The 17,186-nt window shown below is 65.8% G+C and carries 14 protein-coding genes; 7 read left to right on the top strand and 7 right to left on the bottom strand.

What is annotated here, in order from left to right; translation table 11 throughout:
* Positions 1-91: 91 nt before the first annotated feature.
* Positions 92-1,759 (bottom strand): fumarate hydratase, encoded by a 1,668-nt coding sequence (locus tag ACWD68_RS26430; protein WP_451808941.1) that lies wholly within the window; start codon positions 1,757-1,759, stop codon positions 92-94.
* A gap of 247 nt (positions 1,760-2,006) precedes the next feature.
* Between ACWD68_RS26430 and ACWD68_RS26425 the strand changes: the two genes are divergently transcribed.
* Positions 2,007-2,735, top strand: a complete 729-nt coding sequence (locus ACWD68_RS26425) for a DUF1707 SHOCT-like domain-containing protein (RefSeq protein WP_451808940.1) — start codon at positions 2,007-2,009, stop codon at positions 2,733-2,735.
* A 199-nt stretch (positions 2,736-2,934) separates the two neighbouring features.
* Positions 2,935-3,303, top strand: coding sequence for a WhiB family transcriptional regulator (locus ACWD68_RS26420; RefSeq protein WP_451808939.1), 369 nt, complete (start codon positions 2,935-2,937; stop codon positions 3,301-3,303).
* Positions 3,304-3,393: 90 nt separating this feature from the next.
* Here ACWD68_RS26420 and glpX read toward each other — a convergent pair whose 3' ends face one another.
* Positions 3,394-4,425 carry a class II fructose-bisphosphatase gene (glpX, locus tag ACWD68_RS26415; protein ID WP_451808938.1) on the bottom strand — a complete coding sequence of 344 codons (1,032 nt, stop codon included), beginning with the start codon at positions 4,423-4,425 and terminating at the stop codon, positions 3,394-3,396.
* Between the two features lie 126 nt (positions 4,426-4,551).
* Between glpX and ACWD68_RS26410 the strand changes: the two genes are divergently transcribed.
* On the top strand, positions 4,552-5,070 hold the full coding sequence (locus tag ACWD68_RS26410; RefSeq protein WP_451808937.1) for a DUF4245 domain-containing protein: 519 nt from the start codon (positions 4,552-4,554) through the stop codon (positions 5,068-5,070).
* 105 nt (positions 5,071-5,175) lie between these two features.
* Here the strand turns inward: ACWD68_RS26410 and ACWD68_RS26405 are convergent, their stop codons facing one another.
* The 4 genes from ACWD68_RS26405 to ACWD68_RS26390 all read right to left on the bottom strand — a co-directional run bounded on the left by ACWD68_RS26405 (position 5,176) and on the right by ACWD68_RS26390 (position 9,222).
* On the bottom strand, positions 5,176-5,766 hold the full coding sequence (locus ACWD68_RS26405; protein WP_451808936.1) for a malonic semialdehyde reductase: 591 nt from the start codon (positions 5,764-5,766) through the stop codon (positions 5,176-5,178).
* Positions 5,767-6,276: 510 nt separating this feature from the next.
* The gene (locus ACWD68_RS26400) at positions 6,277-6,528 is read right to left on the bottom strand and encodes an exodeoxyribonuclease VII small subunit (protein ID WP_451808935.1); all 252 of its coding nucleotides are present in this window, start codon (positions 6,526-6,528) and stop codon (positions 6,277-6,279) included.
* Positions 6,529-6,537: 9 nt separating this feature from the next.
* A complete protein-coding gene (gene xseA, locus ACWD68_RS26395; RefSeq protein ID WP_451808934.1) occupies positions 6,538-7,746 on the bottom strand; it encodes an exodeoxyribonuclease VII large subunit in 1,209 nt (402 codons plus the stop codon).
* A gap of 102 nt (positions 7,747-7,848) precedes the next feature.
* Entirely contained in the window at positions 7,849-9,222 is a 1,374-nt protein-coding gene (locus ACWD68_RS26390; RefSeq protein ID WP_451808933.1) for an APC family permease, read from the bottom strand.
* 102 nt (positions 9,223-9,324) lie between these two features.
* Between ACWD68_RS26390 and ACWD68_RS26385 the strand changes: the two genes are divergently transcribed.
* Positions 9,325-10,329: a 4-hydroxy-3-methylbut-2-enyl diphosphate reductase gene (locus ACWD68_RS26385; RefSeq protein ID WP_451808932.1), complete on the top strand. Its 1,005-nt coding sequence runs from the start codon at positions 9,325-9,327 to the stop codon at positions 10,327-10,329.
* 29 nt (positions 10,330-10,358) lie between these two features.
* Positions 10,359-11,108, top strand: a complete 750-nt coding sequence (gene ppgK, locus ACWD68_RS26380; protein ID WP_451808931.1) for a polyphosphate--glucose phosphotransferase — start codon at positions 10,359-10,361, stop codon at positions 11,106-11,108.
* A 66-nt stretch (positions 11,109-11,174) separates the two neighbouring features.
* On the opposite strand, the gene ACWD68_RS26375 is transcribed toward ppgK, so the two are convergent.
* On the bottom strand, positions 11,175-11,603 hold the full coding sequence (locus ACWD68_RS26375; RefSeq protein ID WP_451808930.1) for a DUF6542 domain-containing protein: 429 nt from the start codon (positions 11,601-11,603) through the stop codon (positions 11,175-11,177).
* Between the two features lie 350 nt (positions 11,604-11,953).
* On the opposite strand from ACWD68_RS26375, the gene ychF reads away from it, so the two are divergent.
* Together ychF and ACWD68_RS26365 are read left to right on the top strand one after the other, a co-directional pair.
* Positions 11,954-13,042 carry a redox-regulated ATPase YchF gene (gene ychF, locus ACWD68_RS26370; protein ID WP_451808929.1) on the top strand — a complete coding sequence of 363 codons (1,089 nt, stop codon included), beginning with the start codon at positions 11,954-11,956 and terminating at the stop codon, positions 13,040-13,042.
* 3,044 nt (positions 13,043-16,086) lie between these two features.
* Positions 16,087-16,863 carry a hypothetical protein gene (locus ACWD68_RS26365; RefSeq protein WP_354812253.1) on the top strand — a complete coding sequence of 259 codons (777 nt, stop codon included), beginning with the start codon at positions 16,087-16,089 and terminating at the stop codon, positions 16,861-16,863.
* The last annotated feature ends 323 nt before the right edge of the window (positions 16,864-17,186 follow it).

The following is a 17,186-nucleotide window of genomic DNA, read 5'->3' as shown; positions in this document are numbered from 1 at the left end:
CCGCCAGGCCCTACCGCTGGACCTACGACGGCACCCCGCTCAAAACTTCCTGATGCCCCAACGCCCCTCAACGAACTAACGCGGAGCAGCACTAGGCCAGTCCGGGGCCACGCACCGGGATCGAGGTGAAGGTCGGGGCGGGGGCGGGATCCTGGAAGAAGTCGTTGCCCTTGTCGTCGACAACGATGAAGGCCGGGAAGTTCTCGACCTCGATCTTCCAGACGGCCTCCATGCCGAGCTCCTCGTACTCGACGACCTCGACCTTCTTGATGCAGTCCTGGGCGAGTCGGGCGGCCGGGCCGCCGATCGAGCCGAGGTAGAAGCCGCCGTGCGCGTCACAGGCGTCCGTGACCTGCTTGCTGCGGTTGCCCTTGGCCAGCATCACCTTGGAGCCGCCCGCCGCCTGGAACTGCTCGACGTAGGAGTCCATGCGGCCGGCGGTCGTCGGGCCGAAGGAGCCGGACGCGTAGCCCTTCGGCGTCTTGGCCGGGCCCGCGTAGTAGACCGGGTGGTCCTTCAGGTACTGCGGCATCTCCTCGCCCGCGTCCAGCCGCTCCTTGATCTTGGCGTGCGCGATGTCGCGCGCCACGACGAGCGGGCCGGAGAGCGAGAGCCGGGTCTTGACCGGGTACTTCGTCAGCGCGGCGAGGATGTCGTCCATCGGCTGGTTGAGGTCGATCTTCACGACATCGCCGGCCTCGTCGAGGTGCTCGTCCGTGGTCTCCGGCAGGAAGTGCGCGGGGTCGGTCTCCAGCTGCTCCAGGAAGACGCCCTCGGCGGTGATCTTCGCGACGGCCTGGCGGTCGGCCGAGCAGGAGACGGCGATCGCGACCGGGCAGGAGGCGCCGTGCCGCGGCAGGCGCACCACGCGCACGTCGTGGCAGAAGTACTTGCCGCCGAACTGTGCGCCGATGCCGATCTTCTGGGTCAGCTCGAAGACCTTCTCCTCCAGCTCCTTGTCCCGGAAGCCGTGCCCGAGCTCGGAGCCCTCGGACGGGATCTCGTCCAGGTAGTGCGCGGAGGCGTACTTCGCGGTCTTCAGGGCGTACTCGGCGCTCGTGCCGCCGACGACGATCGCCAGGTGGTACGGCGGGCAGGCGGCCGTCCCGAGGGAACGGATCTTCTCCTCCAGGAACTTCATCATGGAGCCCTCGTTGAGGACCGCCTTCGTCTCCTGGTAGAGGAACGACTTGTTTGCGGAGCCGCCGCCCTTGGCCATGAACAGGAACTTGTAGGCGCCGCCGTCGGTGGCGTACAGCTCGATCTGCGCCGGCAGGTTCGAGCCGGTGTTCTTCTCGTCCCACATGGTCAGCGGGGCCATCTGCGAATAGCGCAGGTTCAGGTTCTTGTACGCGTCGTGGATACCGCGCGAGAGGGCCGCCTCGTCGCCGCCCTCGGTGAGCACGTTCTGGCCGCGCTTGCCCATGACGATCGCGGTGCCGGTGTCCTGGCACATGGGCAGGACGCCCGCGGCCGCGATGTTCGCGTTCTTCAGGAGGTCCAGGGCGACGAACTTGTCGTTGCTCGACGCCTCGGGGTCGTCGATGATGCGGCGCAGCTGGGCCAGGTGCGCGGGCCGCAGGTAGTGCTGGATGTCGTGGATGGCCTCCGCGGCGAGCTTGCGCAGCGCCTCCGGCTCCACCTTGAGGAACGTGCGCCCGTCGGCCTCGAAGGTGGAGACACCCTCGGAGGTCACCAGCCGGTACGGGGTGGTGTCCTCTCCCTGGGGGAGCAGATCGGTGTACGCGAACTCAGGCATCTCGCCCATTCCTCACTCGACAGACAGCTTTGGGGCTCGTTCGCCTCGGGCGCGCCCCTTCGGCTCACTCGCCGGAGGCCGGCCTTCATCGGCAGCGTCCACCAGCGTAGAACCTGACACGGACGCCGAGGCTGTGAGGTAAGGCTCAGTTCGGACACCGGACCGACGGCCCGGACGGGCGGCGGGTTTTCCGCAGGCGGCGCGAGAGGGGTAGTCGCGATCTATCGCGTTTGGGTACGCTGCTGCCGTGGACCTTCAAAAGCACCCCGACGCGACCCCCGCCACGGCGGCGAAGCCGGCCGAGCTGCGTGCCTCCGACGCCGACCGCGACCGGATCACCGACATCCTGCGCGAGGCCCTCGCCGAGGGGCGTCTCACCGCGGAGGAGCACGCCGAGCGGGTGGAGGGGGTGCTGGCCACCAAGACGGTGGGCGAACTCGACCAGTTCGTCCGGGACCTGCCCGCCGCCCACACCGGCCGCGCGACCTCGGCGTACGGGTCCGCGCCCAACCGCCCCACCCAGGGCGCGATCCCCGCGGAGGCCGACGAGAACGTGGTGGCGGTCTTCAGCGCCGCCGTCCGGAAGGGCCGCTGGCGAGCGGGCCGTCGCATCCACGCGTACGCGGTCTTCGGCAGTGTGGAGATCGACCTGAGCGAGGCGATCTTCGAGTACCAGCAGGTCGTGATCAAGGCGGTCTCGGTCTTCGGGAACGTCGAGGTCCGCGTCCCGGAGAATGTCTCGCTGCGGGGCAACGGCGGCGGTGTGCTGGGCAACTTCGAGGTGGACACGCTGGATTCGGACGACCCCGACGCACCCGTGGTCTACGTCGACGGCTTCGCCGTCCTCGGGAACGTCGAGGCGAGGCCGAAGCGCGGCAAGCTGATCGCGGACATCCTCGACCGGGTCACGAGCCGGGTGAACGACCGCGTGGCCGACCGGGTGGACCGGAGCCTGCGCAAGCACCTGGATCACTGACGCCCGGGAAGGCGTCGGCGGCGGAGGCGCGGTGGTCCGGTCACGGACGATCGATCACGCGCGGGAAGGCCCGGGCTTCGGAACACAGTGCATAGGCGCGCGTACAGCGGGTAGGCCTTGCTGCATCGTCTCTTGGAGGGCGCTGCGGAACTTTCCGCGGTGCCCGGCACGCTCGCGAAGCCGTCGTCAGGAGTAGACCGTGCTGCAACCGCCGCATCAGACCCTGCAGGTAGCTGCCGTTCCGGCCCAGCGGGCGCCAGTGCGGGACAGGGATCAGGAAGCGCCATGGCACACGGAGGCGGTGTGCCGACGCGACGAAGCCGGCCTGTTCTTCGCCCCCTCCAAGGAGCCGACCGCGGCCCGGCTCTCCCGTGAGGAGGCCGCCAAGCGCGTCTGCGCCCGCTGCCCGGTCATGGTCGAGTGCCGTGAACACGCGCTGCTGCAACCCGAGCCGTACGGCGTCTGGGGCGGCCTCACCGCCGCCGAGCGCCGTGTCGTGCTCGCCAGGCGCCGCCGTCGCGACCTGGAGCTCAAGAAGGCGCGCGGGCCGATAGCCGCGGCCGGCTGACACCTGGCTCACGGAAAAGGGGCGCCCCTCCGCACAAGGGGCGCCCCTTCCGCGCCTTCGAAGGCGCCCGGCCCTGTTGGGCCGGTGGTCCTACTTGGCGCGGTCGAAGTCGATCGCGCTGTACGCGCGCAGCTTGCTCAGCCGGTGCTCCGACGTGATCTGGCGGACCGTTCCGGACTTGGAGCGCATCACGATCGACTCGGTCGTCGCGGTCTCGGAGCGGTAGCGCACCCCGCGCAGCAGCTCGCCGTCGGTGATGCCGGTCGCGACGAAGAAGACGTTCTCCCCGGAGACCAGGTCGCTCGTGGTCAGGACGCGGTCGAGGTCGTGCCCGGCGTCGACCGCCCGCTGCCGCTCCTCGTCGTCCTTCGGCCACAGCTTGCCCTGGATGGTGCCGCCGAGGCACTTGACCGCACAGGCCGAGATGATGCCCTCGGGCGTGCCGCCGATGCCGAGCAGCAGATCGATGCCGGTGCCCTCGCGCAGCGCGAGGATGGAGCCCGCGACATCGCCGTCGGAGATCAGCTTGATACGCGCGCCGGTCTCCCGGATCTCCTTGATGATGCCGTCGTGGCGCGGCCGGTCGAGGATCACGACGGTGACGTCCTCGGGTGTGACCCGCTTCGCCTTGGCGACCCGGCGGATGTTCACCGACACGGGCGCGTTGATGTCGACGAAGTCGGCGGCCTCCGGGCCGGTGACCAGCTTGTCCATGTAGAAGACCGCGGACGGGTCGAACATGGTGCCGCGGTCGGCGGCGGCCAGCACCGCGATCGCGTTCGTCATGCCCTTGGCGGTGAGCGTCGTCCCGTCGATCGGGTCGACGGCGATGTCGCACTCGGGGCCGGTCCCGTCGCCCACGCGCTCCCCGTTGAAGAGCATCGGGGCTTCGTCCTTCTCCCCCTCGCCGATGACGACGACGCCGTTCATCGAGACGGTGGAGACGAGGGTTCGCATGGCGCGGACGGCGGCGCCGTCGGCACCGTTCTTGTCGCCGCGGCCCACCCAGCGGCCCGCGGCCATCGCGGCGGCCTCGGTGACGCGGACGAGTTCGAGGGCGAGGTTGCGGTCGGGGGCTTCCGACGGGACTTCGAGTTCGGACGGCAGATGATGCTCGGTCATCGAGACGCACCTTTCTGATACGACGACGGCCGGATGAGGGTGATGCCCCGACTCTATCGCCAGACTTACAAAATGAGCAGGGGGCCCCACGGATGAGCAGGCCAGGGCACCTGCGACGATAGGGCCGTGGCAGGTACGAAAGGCAAGCAGTCGGTCCGGGACATGATTCTCTCCCTGGGCCTCATCGGGCTCATGGCGGGCGTTATCTACATCTTCATCCCGCACGACGCATCAGAGCCCGATCTCAAGCGTGTCGACTACCGGGTCGAGCTGCTCACGGCTCGTCGCGCGGCGAGTTATCCCGTGGCGGCGCCCGAGGGTCTGCCGACGGCGTGGAAGCCGACCTCGGTGCGGTACGACGGCAGCGAGTTCGATGTGTGGCACCTGGGCTACCAGGCCCCCGACGGTCAGTACGTGGCGGTCGAGCAGTCCACTCAGCGGCCGGCCGTGTTCATCGACACGGCGAGCCAGGGCGCGCGGCCGACCAAGGGCACCCAGCGCATCGGCGACCAGACCTGGCAGCGCTACGAGGGCGACCACTACGACGCCCTCGTCCTCCAGGGCAAGGGCTCCACGACCGTGGTGACGGGCACCGGCTCGTTCGGCACGCTGGTGAAGATGGCGCAGGCCCTGAAGACCTCGTAGGCATCCCGCGCACGTATGCGCGAGAAGGGCCCCCGGCAGTGGTGCCGGGGGCCCTTCTCGCGCTGCTGCGCGACCGACCGGTGGTGCCGGTGGTCGAGCCGGTGATCAGACGGTCGTGATGACCTGGTCGGCCTCCAGGCGCGGGGAGCGCGGGAACCAGGCGTCCTCGCCCGGCTTGCCGATGTTGACGATCATCAGCGGGGTGTGGTCGCCGTCCAGGAACTCCTTCTGGATGCCGGCGAGGTCGGCGCCGGTCATCGGACCCGCGGCGAGGCCGGCGGCGCGGACGCCGATGATGAAGTACGCGGCCTGGAGCGCGGCGTTCAGCGCGGCGGCACCCTCACGGGCCGGGCGCTCGGAGAAGAAGAGGTCCTTGGCGGCCGGGAAGTGGGGGAGGAGCGTCGGCAGCTCCTCGTGGAACTCGTTGTCCGCGGAGAGGATCGCGACCAGCGGAGCGGCGGCGGTCTTCGCCTGGTTGCCCTCGGCGAGGTGCTGCACCAGGCGCTCACGGGCCTCGGGGGAGCGGACCAGGGTGATGCGCAGCGGCGACTGGTTGAACGCGGTCGGGCCGAACTTGACCAGGTCGTAGATCGCCTGCACCTGCTCGTCGGTCACCGGCTCGTCGGTGAACGTGTTCGCCGTGCGGGCCTCGCGGAACAGCAGGTCCTGAGCGGTGGGGTCAAGGACGAGAGACATGAAGAACCTTCTCGGTGCGTGCGGTGGATCCCGGGGGATCTGTTGGCGAGGACGACACTACGACGAAGAGGTTTAAAGTTCAACAAATACCGGGGGATGGTGATCCGCTTCACAGGTCCGGGGGTGCGGAGGCCGGGCGCAAAGGGAGAGCTTCTCCGCGCGGGCGCCCGTCCCACCGCGGTGGGCCTGCGGCGTCATGAGACTGGCCTGCGGTGTCACGAGGGTGGCCTGGGGCGGTGCGAGGTCGTCCTGGGCGGCACGGGCGTGGACGTCCCGCCCGGCGACGGGCGGCCGGAGGTGCGGGGGTGGCCGTCCCGCCCCACGGCGGGCGGCCGGAGGCGCGGGCGTGGTCGCTCCGGATCTCGACGGGTGGCCGGAGGCGCGGGCGTGGTCACTCCGGATCTCGACGGGTGGCCGGCGATCGAGTTGGTTGGCCCGGCTCACGACGGACGGCGGCGGCCGACCCCGCCGGGGCCGGCCGCCGCCGCTGTCGTTACTGGGAGTCGGTCGTTACTCGGAATCGGAGCCGGAGCCGGTGTCCTCTTTCTGCGACTCCGCGTCCTCCTCGGCCAGGGCCGCGTCCAGGCGGGCCCGGGCGCCCTCCAGCCAGCGCCTGCACACCTTGGCCAGCTCCTCGCCCCGCTCCCAGAGCGCCAGGGACTCCTCGAGGGTCGTACCACCCGCCTCCAGGCGGCGTACGACCTCGATCAGCTCGTCCCGTGCCTGCTCGTACCCGAGCGCCTCGTCCACCTTGCTGGTCATGCGCCCACCCTATGCATCGACTCGAACCGTGAATTCGCCCTCGGCGACCCGCGCCCGCAGCGTCTCGTCCGCCACGACCTCGGCCGGGTCCCGGACCACATGACCGTCGGCCCTCTGCAGCACCGCGTACCCCCGCTGGAGGGTCGCGGCGGGGGAGAGGGCCACCACGCGCGCGTGGGTGTGCGTCAGCTCCGAGTCCGCGCGGTCCAGGAGATGCCCGAGGGTGCGCCGCCCCCGGTCGAGCAGGGCGGCGACCTGGTCCGCCCGCTCGTCGATCATCCGGTGCGGATCCTCTATCGAGGGCCGGGCCAGCGTGTGCGCGAGGCCCCGCTCCTCGCGGTCGATGAACGACAGGACACAGCGCCGCGCGCGGTCCCGCAGGAAGCGCACCCGCTCGTACTCCTCGCCGACGTCCGGCACGACCTTCTTGGCCGCGTCGGTCGGTGTGGACGCCCGCAGGTCGGCCACATGGTCCAGAAGCGGGTTGTCGGGCTCGTGCCCGATGGCCGACACGACGGGCGTACGGCAGGCCGCGACCGCCCGGACGAGCTGCTCGTCGGAGAACGGCAGCAGATCCTCGACGCTGCCGCCGCCGCGCGTCACGATGATCACGTCGACCTCGTCGAGCGCGTCCAGGTCCTTCACCGCCTGCACGACCTGCGGTACCGCGTGGACGCCCTGCACGGCGACATTGCGCACCTCGAAGCGGACGGCGGGCCAGCGGTGCCGCGCGTTCTCCAGCACGTCCCGCTCGGCCGCCGACGCGCGCCCGCACACCAGCCCGATGAGCTGGGGCAGGAACGGCAGTGGCTTCTTCCGCTCGGCCGCGAACAGGCCCTCGCCCGCCAGCGACTTCTTCAGCTGCTCCAGCCGGGCGAGGAGCTCGCCCACCCCCACCGGCTTGATCTCGGCGGCCCGCAGGGACAGCTGCCCACGCGGCGCGTACCACTCCGGCTTGGCGTGGACCACCACCCGGGCGCCCTCGCTCACCACGTCGGCGACCGCGTCGAAGACCTGCCGGTAGCAGGTCACGCTCACCGAGATGTCGTACGACGGGTCGCGCAGCGTCAGGAAGACGACGCCCGCGCCGGGGCGCCGCGACAACTGGGTGATCTGCCCCTCGACCCACACCGCGCCGAGCCGGTCGATCCATCCCCCGATGAGCCGGGACACCTCGCCGACGGGCAGCGGAGCGTCCGCGGACGTGTTGAGAGCCATGCGCCCGAGCGTAGTGGCCGCCACCGACAACGCAGGCACCTCCGGCGCGGGCCGGGGCGGGCCGGTCTCCCGGTCGCGGACCGGCCCGCCCCGGCAGGCGCGCTACCCGGTCTCCGGTTCGGTCCGCCCCCGTTGGGCGAGGAGCACCACCAGGCCCACCGCCAGCCAGACGAGGCCCACCACCTGGGCCGAGGCCGAGGCCTCGACGATCACCGCGATGGTGATCACGGCGCCCAGCACGGGGACGAGGACGTGCCTCCACCACACCACCGGCCCGCCGAGGCGCCGTACGGCGAACCAGCCCACCACGGACGCGTGCAGCAGGGTGAACGCGGTCAGCGCGCCGACGTCGACCACCGAGACCAGCTTGTCGAGGCCGTCGTCGCGGCGAGCCGCCCAGACCGCGGCGACCAGAGTGATCACCGCCGCGCACGCCAGGGCCGCCCGCGGCGCCCCTGAGTCGGTCCGCGCCAGTGCCCGCGGCAGCCGCCGGTCGCGGGCCATCGCGAAGACGAGACGCCCGGCCGCTGCCTGCCCGGCCAGCGCCGCGAAGGCCGCGCCGATCGCCTTGCCGACCGCCACCAGGTTGTGCAGCCACGAGCCGACGGACGCGTCCACGGCGTCGTAGAAGGCCGAACCCTGCTTCGCGGGGTCGGCGGCGAGCTGCGCGGACGACAAGGGCTCCAGCAGCGACGCCAGATAGGTCTGCGCCACGAACAGCACACCCGCCAGCGCCAGACAGAACAGGACCGCGCGGGCCACCCTCTCCGAACCGCCCGTGACCTCCTCGGCGAAGGAGGCGATGGCGTCGAAGCCCAGAAAGGAGAGGACGGCGACCGAGACGGCGCCGATGACCGCCGAGAGCGCGAACGCGCCCTGCGTGCCGTCACCCGACAGCGGGGACAGCCAGTCGCGGTGCGCGCCGTCGCGCGCGAGCACCACGACCGCCGACACGACGAAGACAAGAAGGACCACGATCTCCATCGCGAGCACCAGAAAGCCGATCCGCGCCGCGGTACGGACGCCCCAGAGGTTGAGGAACGTCGTGATGACGACGGCGAGCGCGGTCCACACCCACCGGGAGACCTCCGGGACCAGGGAGTTCATCGCGATCCCGGAGAACAGGTAGGCCACCGCCGGAATGAGCAGATAGTCCAGCATCACCATCCACCCGGCGATGAACCCGGCCTCCTTCCCGAGCCCCGCGCGCGCGTAGGCGAACACCGAGCCCGCCTGGGGGACCACGCGGACCATCTGCGCGTAGCTGAACGCGGTGAACGCCATGGCGACCGTGGCGACGACGTAGACCAGCGCGACCGCTCCGTGCGACTTCGCGTCCAGGGTGCCGAAGACCCCGACCGGCGCCATCGGGGCGATGAACAGCAGCCCGTAGACGACCAGATCCCGGAAACCGAGGCTGCGCCGGAGCCGGTGCTCCGCCGCGCCCGAGCCGGCGGTGGTCTGCGTGTCGGACATCGTGCCTCCCGAGGATCGCGCCTGGCCCCCACCCCTCCGGCCCACACAGTCTCTCCAAGGAGGCGATCTTTGACCTGCCGGGCGCGGCCTTACGATGGGGGCATGACTGCTTCGCCTGGCCGCCGTGTCCTGCTCGCCGCCCCCCGGGGCTACTGCGCGGGCGTGGACCGTGCCGTGATCGCCGTCGAGAAGGCCCTCGAGCAGTACGGGGCCCCGATCTATGTCCGCCACGAGATCGTCCACAACAAGTACGTCGTGCAGACCCTGGAGAAGAAGGGCGCGATCTTCGTCGAGCGGACGGCGGAGGTCCCCGAGGGGTCCATCGTCATGTTCTCGGCGCACGGTGTCGCCCCCGTCGTCCACGACGAGGCCGCCGCGGGCAAGCTCGCCACCATCGACGCGACGTGCCCGCTGGTCACCAAGGTCCACAAGGAAGCCGTCCGGTTCGCGAACGACGACTTCGACATCCTCCTGATCGGCCACGAGGGCCACGAGGAGGTCATCGGCACCTCCGGCGAGGCCCCCGACCACATCACGCTGGTCGACGGCCCCGAAGATGTCGCCAAGGTCGAGGTCCGCGACCCCTCCAGGGTCGTCTGGCTCTCCCAGACCACCCTCTCGGTCGACGAGACGATGGAGACGGTCGACGCCCTGAAGGAGAAGTTCCCGCAGCTCATCTCGCCGCCGAGCGACGACATCTGCTACGCCACGCAGAACCGGCAGCTCGCCGTGAAGCAGATGGGCGCGGAGGCCGAGCTGGTGATCGTCGTCGGATCCCGCAACTCCTCCAACTCCGTGCGGCTGGTCGAGGTCGCCAAGCTCGCCGGTTCCCGCGAGGCGTACCTCGTGGACTTCGCCGACGAGATCGAGGAGGCGTGGCTGGAGGGCGTGAGCACGGTCGGCGTCACCTCCGGCGCCTCGGTCCCCGAGATCCTCGTCGAGCAGGTCCTGGAGTGGCTGTCCCAGCGCGGCTTCGAGGACGTCGAGCTCGTCAAGGCCGCCGAGGAGTCCATCACCTTCTCGCTGCCCAAGGAGCTGCGCCGCGACCTGCGCGCGGAGGCCGCCGCCCTGGTGGAGCAGCGCACCGGTGGTACGCCCGGGAAGTGACCGTCAGTCGTACGACGTAACGTAGGGCCATGCAGATCTTCGGTGTGGACATTGGCGGATCCGGGATCAAGGGTGCCCCTGTGGACCTTGACCGCGGGGACCTGGCGGAGGAGCGCTTCAAGGTGCTCACCCCGCACCCCGCGACACCCGACGCGGTGGCCGACGGCGTGAAGGACGTCATCGGCCACTTCGGCTGGACGGGCCCCGTGGGCATCACGTTCCCGGGCGTGGTGACCGGTGGTTCCACCATCCGTACGGCGGCCAATGTCGACAAGGCCTGGATCGACACCGACGCGCGCGCGTTGCTGAGCGAGCGGTTGGGCGGCCTCCCGGTGACCGTGCTGAACGACGCGGACGCGGCGGGTGTCGCCGAGATGCAGTTCGGAGCCGGCCGCGACCGTCGGGGCACGGTCATCCTGCTCACCTTCGGCACCGGCATCGGCAGCGCTCTCTTCATCGACGGCGAACTGGTCCCGAACACCGAGCTGGGCCACCTGGAGCTGAACGGCCACGACGCGGAGAAGCGGGCCTCCACCAAGGCCAAGGACGACCACGAGCTGACCTGGGAGCACTGGGCGCGCCGGGTCACGAAGTACCTCGCCCACGTCGAGATGCTCTTCTCCCCGGAACTGTTCGTCATCGGCGGCGGCGTCAGCCGCAAGGCCGACAAGTTCCTGCCGCTGATCGAGGACATCAAGGCGGAGATCGTCCCGGCACAGCTCCAGAACAACGCGGGGATCGTGGGCGCCGCGATGCGAGCGGCGAAGCTCGCGCAGTAACGGCGACGCCGCCCGCGAGGGATCGGGAACCCGCGAGGGATCGGGAACCCGCGGCGGAACGAGGGGTCAGCGGGGCTGCCTGCCGGCGGGCAGGCTGCCGCGTGCCTGGGCCCGCCGCCGGGCGGCCCGGCGGCTCATCAGGCGGACCTTGCGGGCGGTCACGACGAGGCCCGCGAGCAGTGTCCCCCCGTACAGCCAGCCCGCCTGGAGGGCGAGGGCCGTGACCAGGCCCATGAAGCTGCCGCTGATGCCGCCGCCGCTGTCGTCGGCGATCGGCAGCAGCCCGAAGGTGAAGGCGATCGGCGCGACCACGGGGGCGGTCACCAGGTCGCCGGGCCGCACCCACAGCGCGGTCAGCACGCACACGGGCAGGAACAGCACCCCGTACGCCGTCGGCGATCCCTCGAACAGCAGCTGGTCGAGACAGGCCAGCGCGAACATCGCCGCGCCGCAGAACAATCCGCCGCCGAGCCCGGTCAGCCGGGGATTCGGCATCCGCCCCGTCTCCCGCACGCCCGCGGGCGCGGGCCGCCGCGACACCGGGGCGCCCCTTCTGGCACCGTCACCCGCGGCCCGCCCGCCCTGTGCCGGAACGGGTGCACCGCGTCGCGGTCTGTACTGGGGGTGACGCGTCCTGTGTTGCTCCACTGGACCAACTTAGGTCGTTTTATGTGTGGAATGGCTCTTCGGACACGCCGGAGGCAGGCGGAAGGCGGGGCCATGGAAAGAGCTTGGCCATGCGTTCGATACCTCGCGGGTCCGGGCCGGACCACGCCGTAGACTGGTGGATCGGCCCGCACTCTCCGAGGGCCCTTCGCCCATCCTCTCGTACGGGAAGTCGCAACGTGTCGCTCACGATCGGAATCGTCGGTCTGCCCAATGTCGGCAAGTCGACCCTGTTCAACGCCCTGACCAAGAACGACGTGCTCGCGGCCAACTACCCGTTCGCCACGATCGAGCCGAACGTCGGCGTGGTCGGTGTCCCCGACGCACGGCTCACCAAGCTGGCCGAGATCTTCTCCTCGCAGAAGATCCTCCCGGCGACCGTCGACTTCGTCGACATCGCGGGCATCGTGAAGGGTGCCTCGGAGGGTGAGGGCCTGGGCAACAAGTTCCTCGCGAACATCCGTGAGTCGGACGCGATCTGCCAGGTCATCCGTGCCTTCAAGGATGAGAACGTCGTGCACGTCGACGGCAAGGTCTCGCCCAAGGACGACATCGAGACGATCAACACCGAGCTGATCCTCGCCGACCTCCAGACGATCGAGAAGGTCCTGCCGCGCCTCCAGAAGGAGTCGCGCATCAAGAAGGACGTCGTGCCCAAGGTCGCGGCGGTCGAGGCGGCCAAGGAGATCCTGGAGAAGGGCGACACCCTCTTCTCCGTGGGCATCGTCCAGGGCTCCGGCAAGGAAGAGCTGCTGCACGACCTGCACCTGCTCACCACCAAGCCCTTCCTCTATGTCTTCAACGTCGACGAGGACGAGCTGGTCGACGAGGACTTCAAGGCCGCGCAGCGCGCCCTGGTCGCTCCCGGCGAGGCGATCTTCCTCAACGCCAAGCTGGAGCAGGACCTCGCCGAGCTCGACGAGGAGGACGCCCTGGAGCTCCTGGAGTCGGTGGGCGCCGAGGAGCCCGGCCTCGCCACGCTGGCCCGCGTCGGTTTCAACACCCTCGGCCTGCAGACCTACCTGACGGCAGGCCCCAAGGAATCCCGCGCCTGGACGATCAAGAAGGGCGCCACCGCCCCCGAGGCCGCCGGTGTCATCCACACCGACTTCCAGAAGGGCTTCATCAAGGCCGAGGTCATCTCCTTCGCGGACCTGGTCGAGATGGGCTCGGTCGCCGAAGCCCGCGCCAAGGGCAAGGCCCGCATGGAGGGCAAGGAATACACCATGCAGGACGGCGACGTGGTGGAGTTCCGCTTCAACGTCTGACGACTACTCAGAATTTCAGTAGTTGGACTAGGAACCCCTGTCACCCTCTGACAGCTCGGGAAGCTACCACAGCCACATACGCGCGTACACCAGGCAGACCTTATCGAATTCGGTAGGGTCTGTTTTGGTATGTAGCCATATGCCCGTTTCTTGAGTCGTCGGCATACCCCATCACCACGCCCTGTGACCTGCTAGGAAGCCACACACGCTTGTCTGAGAGCCTTTCAGGGCCTCAAGGTCTCCTAGCCTCAGGCTAGTTGAGATAGGTCACCTGAGAGCCGAGCCACCGTTCATCCTGGTCAGAGGCTGCTCCCTGTGCTCCTCTGCTGCCCCTTGTGTGCCTATGTCCGGTATGCGCTGGGCCGGCACTTTCCTGATGGACCCAAGGAAGGGGAGCAGGACCATTTACGAACCCCTCAGGTTTCCTCAGAGCCCTTCTCATGGCATTCCAGTCAACTGAAATGGTTGCACGTCTATGGATGTTAGTAACCATCAGTAGTCTATTGCTACGTTCTGTAGTCCCTTTTCTGGCAAACCAAATGTTAAACATTCGCAGACATGCTCGATAAGCCATTGGAAAAGGAATAGGCTCCTTCCGAATAGTGCGCCCATAGAGGCAAGGAAGGGTGCACACACCTTGAAGGGTCCATGGGTACCCAGGGGATAGACCCCCACCCCCCGTATCTATGGCACACCACTTGGCATTGCACCAATCCCCCCGTGGAAGATATACCCACACCTGCTGAGATGCCTCTAGGAAGCCCTGTACGCCATTCTGGGAGCCTTGAATGCCCTGCCGCTCCCCAGGTAGCCCCGTAATTTCTAGGGCCGTACAGCCATTATCAGACATGCCAAAGGGTTCTTACGGTATTCGAGTAGTACGTCGAACGATGCCGCATTCGCATTCGCATTCGTGTCGAACAGTCGAACGCCCCTATGTATACGTATCAATGGCTCCACACGCTCGAACGCATACGCATGTCGTATGCCCTTGAACGTTCGAGTATTCGTGTCGAATATTAGGCAGCCTAAGTATATGTATGAGCTTGAGTTCAGCCAGTTTCCTAATGTGTGCGATAGGAATGACTGTGTACGTTCGGTTCCTTAGACTCCTGAATACGTCCCCAGGAAGCTACAGGAGCCTTTCTGGGGACCTGATAACTAATACCGCTCCCCTAGTACCCCTCTTTCACACAAGGCCATACAGGGCCTTGGTAATGCTCGAAGATGACAAGAGGCCAGAAGCTCAATTGCGAACCTCTGGCCTTGTTTCGTCTTGTGGACCGGCATATAAACCAAAAGAGGCTAGGCCCCTGTGCAAGACCTAGCCCCTATGAAAGGACCCCCGAACAGGTACACCAGCGACGGAAACCTATCCGGGGGAAACTTAAACCCTCAATGACAATACTAAGTTTACCATTTCCCGCTTATGGTTGCACCTTGAAGCTACTTCCGACAAGGAATGATGGGCCTAGCGCTCCGCTTGAACGTATGCACTAGAAGCCCCGGTGAACATTCATGTCTGTTCTCAATCCCCTTTATATATGCCTGGAATTGGGACCAGCCGGTTTCCCTTATATATGGCTTAGAAAGGGGTGTGTACGTTCGAGTCCTTAGGCTCCCTAAATATATGGGGAAATTGGTGCCAGTCGTTTGTGTATCGTCACCTTGACGACAAGGGAGATGCCTAACGCGTGAGGACCAAAAACTCTGAGAGGCTTGCTCGCACCCCCCTCTATTTCCTACAGGGGGGTGGGCCCCTCTCTATGGGTCTTAGCTACAGGGAGAGGAGGGAGAGCTACCTATCCTCATGGGTCAAGGATGGATGGAGGTTACGCCATTCCAACATCATCGCGGGGGTCTATTTCTAACTACGCAAGGTCGGGGCGTCTACTTCTAAGAAGAGCAAGGAAGGAGCAGGTAACTAATTAAGTCAAGGAAGAGGTTCAACAACTACCAACTATCCAACGACCAATTACCCAATTCCTCATCACTCCTTGTTCTAGATACTTCCTTGTCCTTACGGGCGTAGCCCCGTAGGGGCGTAGCCTTATTTCTGATAACTTCTGATATCTCCTGATAGTGCGGAAACTTTCCGGAACCTAGCCGTAAGAATTCCGGAACCTAGCGGTAAGAATTCCGGAACCTAGCATCTGGGGTGTCGGAGGATTTCCGGAACCTGGGTAGACCCTCAGGCTCTCAGCCTTACCCCTGGCTAGGTGTTCCTCTGATGCCCGAGACTGCTGCACCCTTCCTTGTCCCTGATACCTACCAAGGCTCTCAAGGCTTCTCAGGCAAGCCCTGAGCCTCTATGCCGGGGTGTCTCACACAAGCCCTCAGGGAGCAGCATGGGGACGCATGACCAACGCTGCTCCCCATTCATCCTTGCCAGAGCCTCAGGTAAACATCCTGATGTCATAAATACCTGCCTGCAACAGACAGCCCAGACCAATTACCAGGGTCTCTAAAAAGCCCTGAGAGCCCTAGGCCGGCAAGTTCAGTCCATACGCATCCCACCACATCAGACCTTCTTAGCGGGATGTCTCATCCACTGTTTTGTGACACCCCTTCCATTCCCCTTACCACCCTTCCAATGGTTACCAAACCGTTACCTCTTGAATTTCCCCAATAAACCCCCACCAATTCTTCTTGAGGTGCCCACAGCCCAGTATCCATAAGGGTCCTTGTACGTTACATGCATAAAGTAGAGCTACTTGACATATCGGACATTACCCCGTAGTATTAAAGATATAAGGTCAACCGAAGGAGAAACACTTATGAGCGTTTATCAGGACCGACTAGAGACCCTATTCAATGGCAAGGAACTAGTCACCACGCAGGAAATTATGGAAGCCCTGTACGTAGTGAACGGACCTAACCGTTCAAGGGATATTAAGAACCGTGCCATCAGGGCGGGGATGCCAGTGCAGGCAATTGGTAAGAAGGCTTGGGTTCGAGCCTAAGAGAGCCAACGTCATTACCCACATAGCCAACCGACAGGAGAGCGTATGTGAGAAATATATACACGGAAGGAATTAACCCCAATGACGAACCGCAAGACACGACGAGAGGATAAGGCTGGATACATCCTCAACTGGCGAGCAGCGTTGCAATACGATGCCCGCACTGGTAGTGGTCACACTGCCGTTGGAATGGCATACAGCGACTTTCCCAATTACAACACTGGCAAGGGTGCACGCCCAACACAGGTAACCATTGCAGCTATTACTAACCTGACTGACAAGACAGTTGCCAAGTACGTATCAGACCTTGAGGCATGGGGATACCTAACCCCCGTCGGTACCCTCAAGGACAATGTTCAGGAATACAACCTGACAGTACCGGCACGCATTGTGGTCTATGCATCTCTTGCGGGACGTTGCCCGTTTGAGGACCGACACAACGTTATTGAAGAGCCTGCCAAGTACAAGCAGCGTAGGCGTGTCCAGTCCATTGAGCGTGCCGAGCCTCAGAAGCCATCAGAGCCAGTCTCAGAGCCTCAGAAGGTCGAGAAGACCACAGAGGTCAAGGAAACCCAGGTAGAGCCTCAGAAGCCTGTACAGCCTGCCAAGCCATCCATCCTTGAGGGATTCCGCAAGGACCAGGATGCAGAGGTCAGGAAGGTTCTTGAAGGTGAGCAGGATGCGGAAAAGCGTCAGGCTGCATGGGACCTTTTCAATAACCCAAACTTTGAGCCTGAGCTAAAGCCTGTAAGGCGTGCTGAGAGGGCTCGTATTGAAGCAATGCCACAGGACAAGATGCCTGTTAATGCAGGACGCAAGACAGAAGCGGATATCTGGGGCAATGAGCAGCCCTGGTAAAAACAGGAGAGGTGATACGCAATGACTGAATGCGCAGCAGAAAGGTTCGACAAGGAAAGGCTTCATACCCCAGGGTGTGAGCACACCATTAAATGTGTGGGATGCGGTGAATACCTGCTCAAGGCGAGAAGCCGCTTTCCCCTTGGCTCAAGCAAGTTGAAACTATGCGTTATCTGCTTCGACTTGGGGTTCTACCGCATTGAGCGGGACAGTCTTGCAGACATTGACTGGAAAGCCATCGAAGCAGACTTCTACGAAGGACGGAAGTCCTACGAGAAGCAGCACAAGAAGTAACACAACGGGGCTTGTCAGTCACCAGGCCG

The sequence above is a fragment of the Streptomyces sp. NPDC005141 genome (genome assembly GCF_053599975.1).
This window is presented reverse-complemented; position numbering and strand designations above follow the sequence as displayed.

What these genes read in the sequence shown, in the direction of transcription:
- ACWD68_RS26430 (WP_451808941.1), bottom strand. Translation starts at nt 1,759, where the DNA reads ATGCCTGAGTTCGCGTACACCGATCTGCTCCCCCAGGGAGAGGACACC.
- glpX (WP_451808938.1), bottom strand. Translation starts at nt 4,425, where the DNA reads ATGACCGAGCATCATCTGCCGTCCGAACTCGAAGTCCCGTCGGAAGCC.
- ACWD68_RS26405 (WP_451808936.1), bottom strand. Translation starts at nt 5,766, where the DNA reads ATGTCTCTCGTCCTTGACCCCACCGCTCAGGACCTGCTGTTCCGCGAG.
- ACWD68_RS26400 (WP_451808935.1), bottom strand. Translation starts at nt 6,528, where the DNA reads ATGACCAGCAAGGTGGACGAGGCGCTCGGGTACGAGCAGGCACGGGAC.
- xseA (WP_451808934.1), bottom strand. Translation starts at nt 7,746, where the DNA reads ATGGCTCTCAACACGTCCGCGGACGCTCCGCTGCCCGTCGGCGAGGTG.
- ACWD68_RS26390 (WP_451808933.1), bottom strand. Translation starts at nt 9,222, where the DNA reads ATGTCCGACACGCAGACCACCGCCGGCTCGGGCGCGGCGGAGCACCGG.
- ACWD68_RS26385 (WP_451808932.1), top strand. Translation starts at nt 9,325, where the DNA reads ATGACTGCTTCGCCTGGCCGCCGTGTCCTGCTCGCCGCCCCCCGGGGC.
- ppgK (WP_451808931.1), top strand. Translation starts at nt 10,359, where the DNA reads ATGCAGATCTTCGGTGTGGACATTGGCGGATCCGGGATCAAGGGTGCC.
- ACWD68_RS26375 (WP_451808930.1), bottom strand. Translation starts at nt 11,603, where the DNA reads ATGCCGAATCCCCGGCTGACCGGGCTCGGCGGCGGATTGTTCTGCGGC.
- ACWD68_RS26365 (WP_354812253.1), top strand. Translation starts at nt 16,087, where the DNA reads ATGACGAACCGCAAGACACGACGAGAGGATAAGGCTGGATACATCCTC.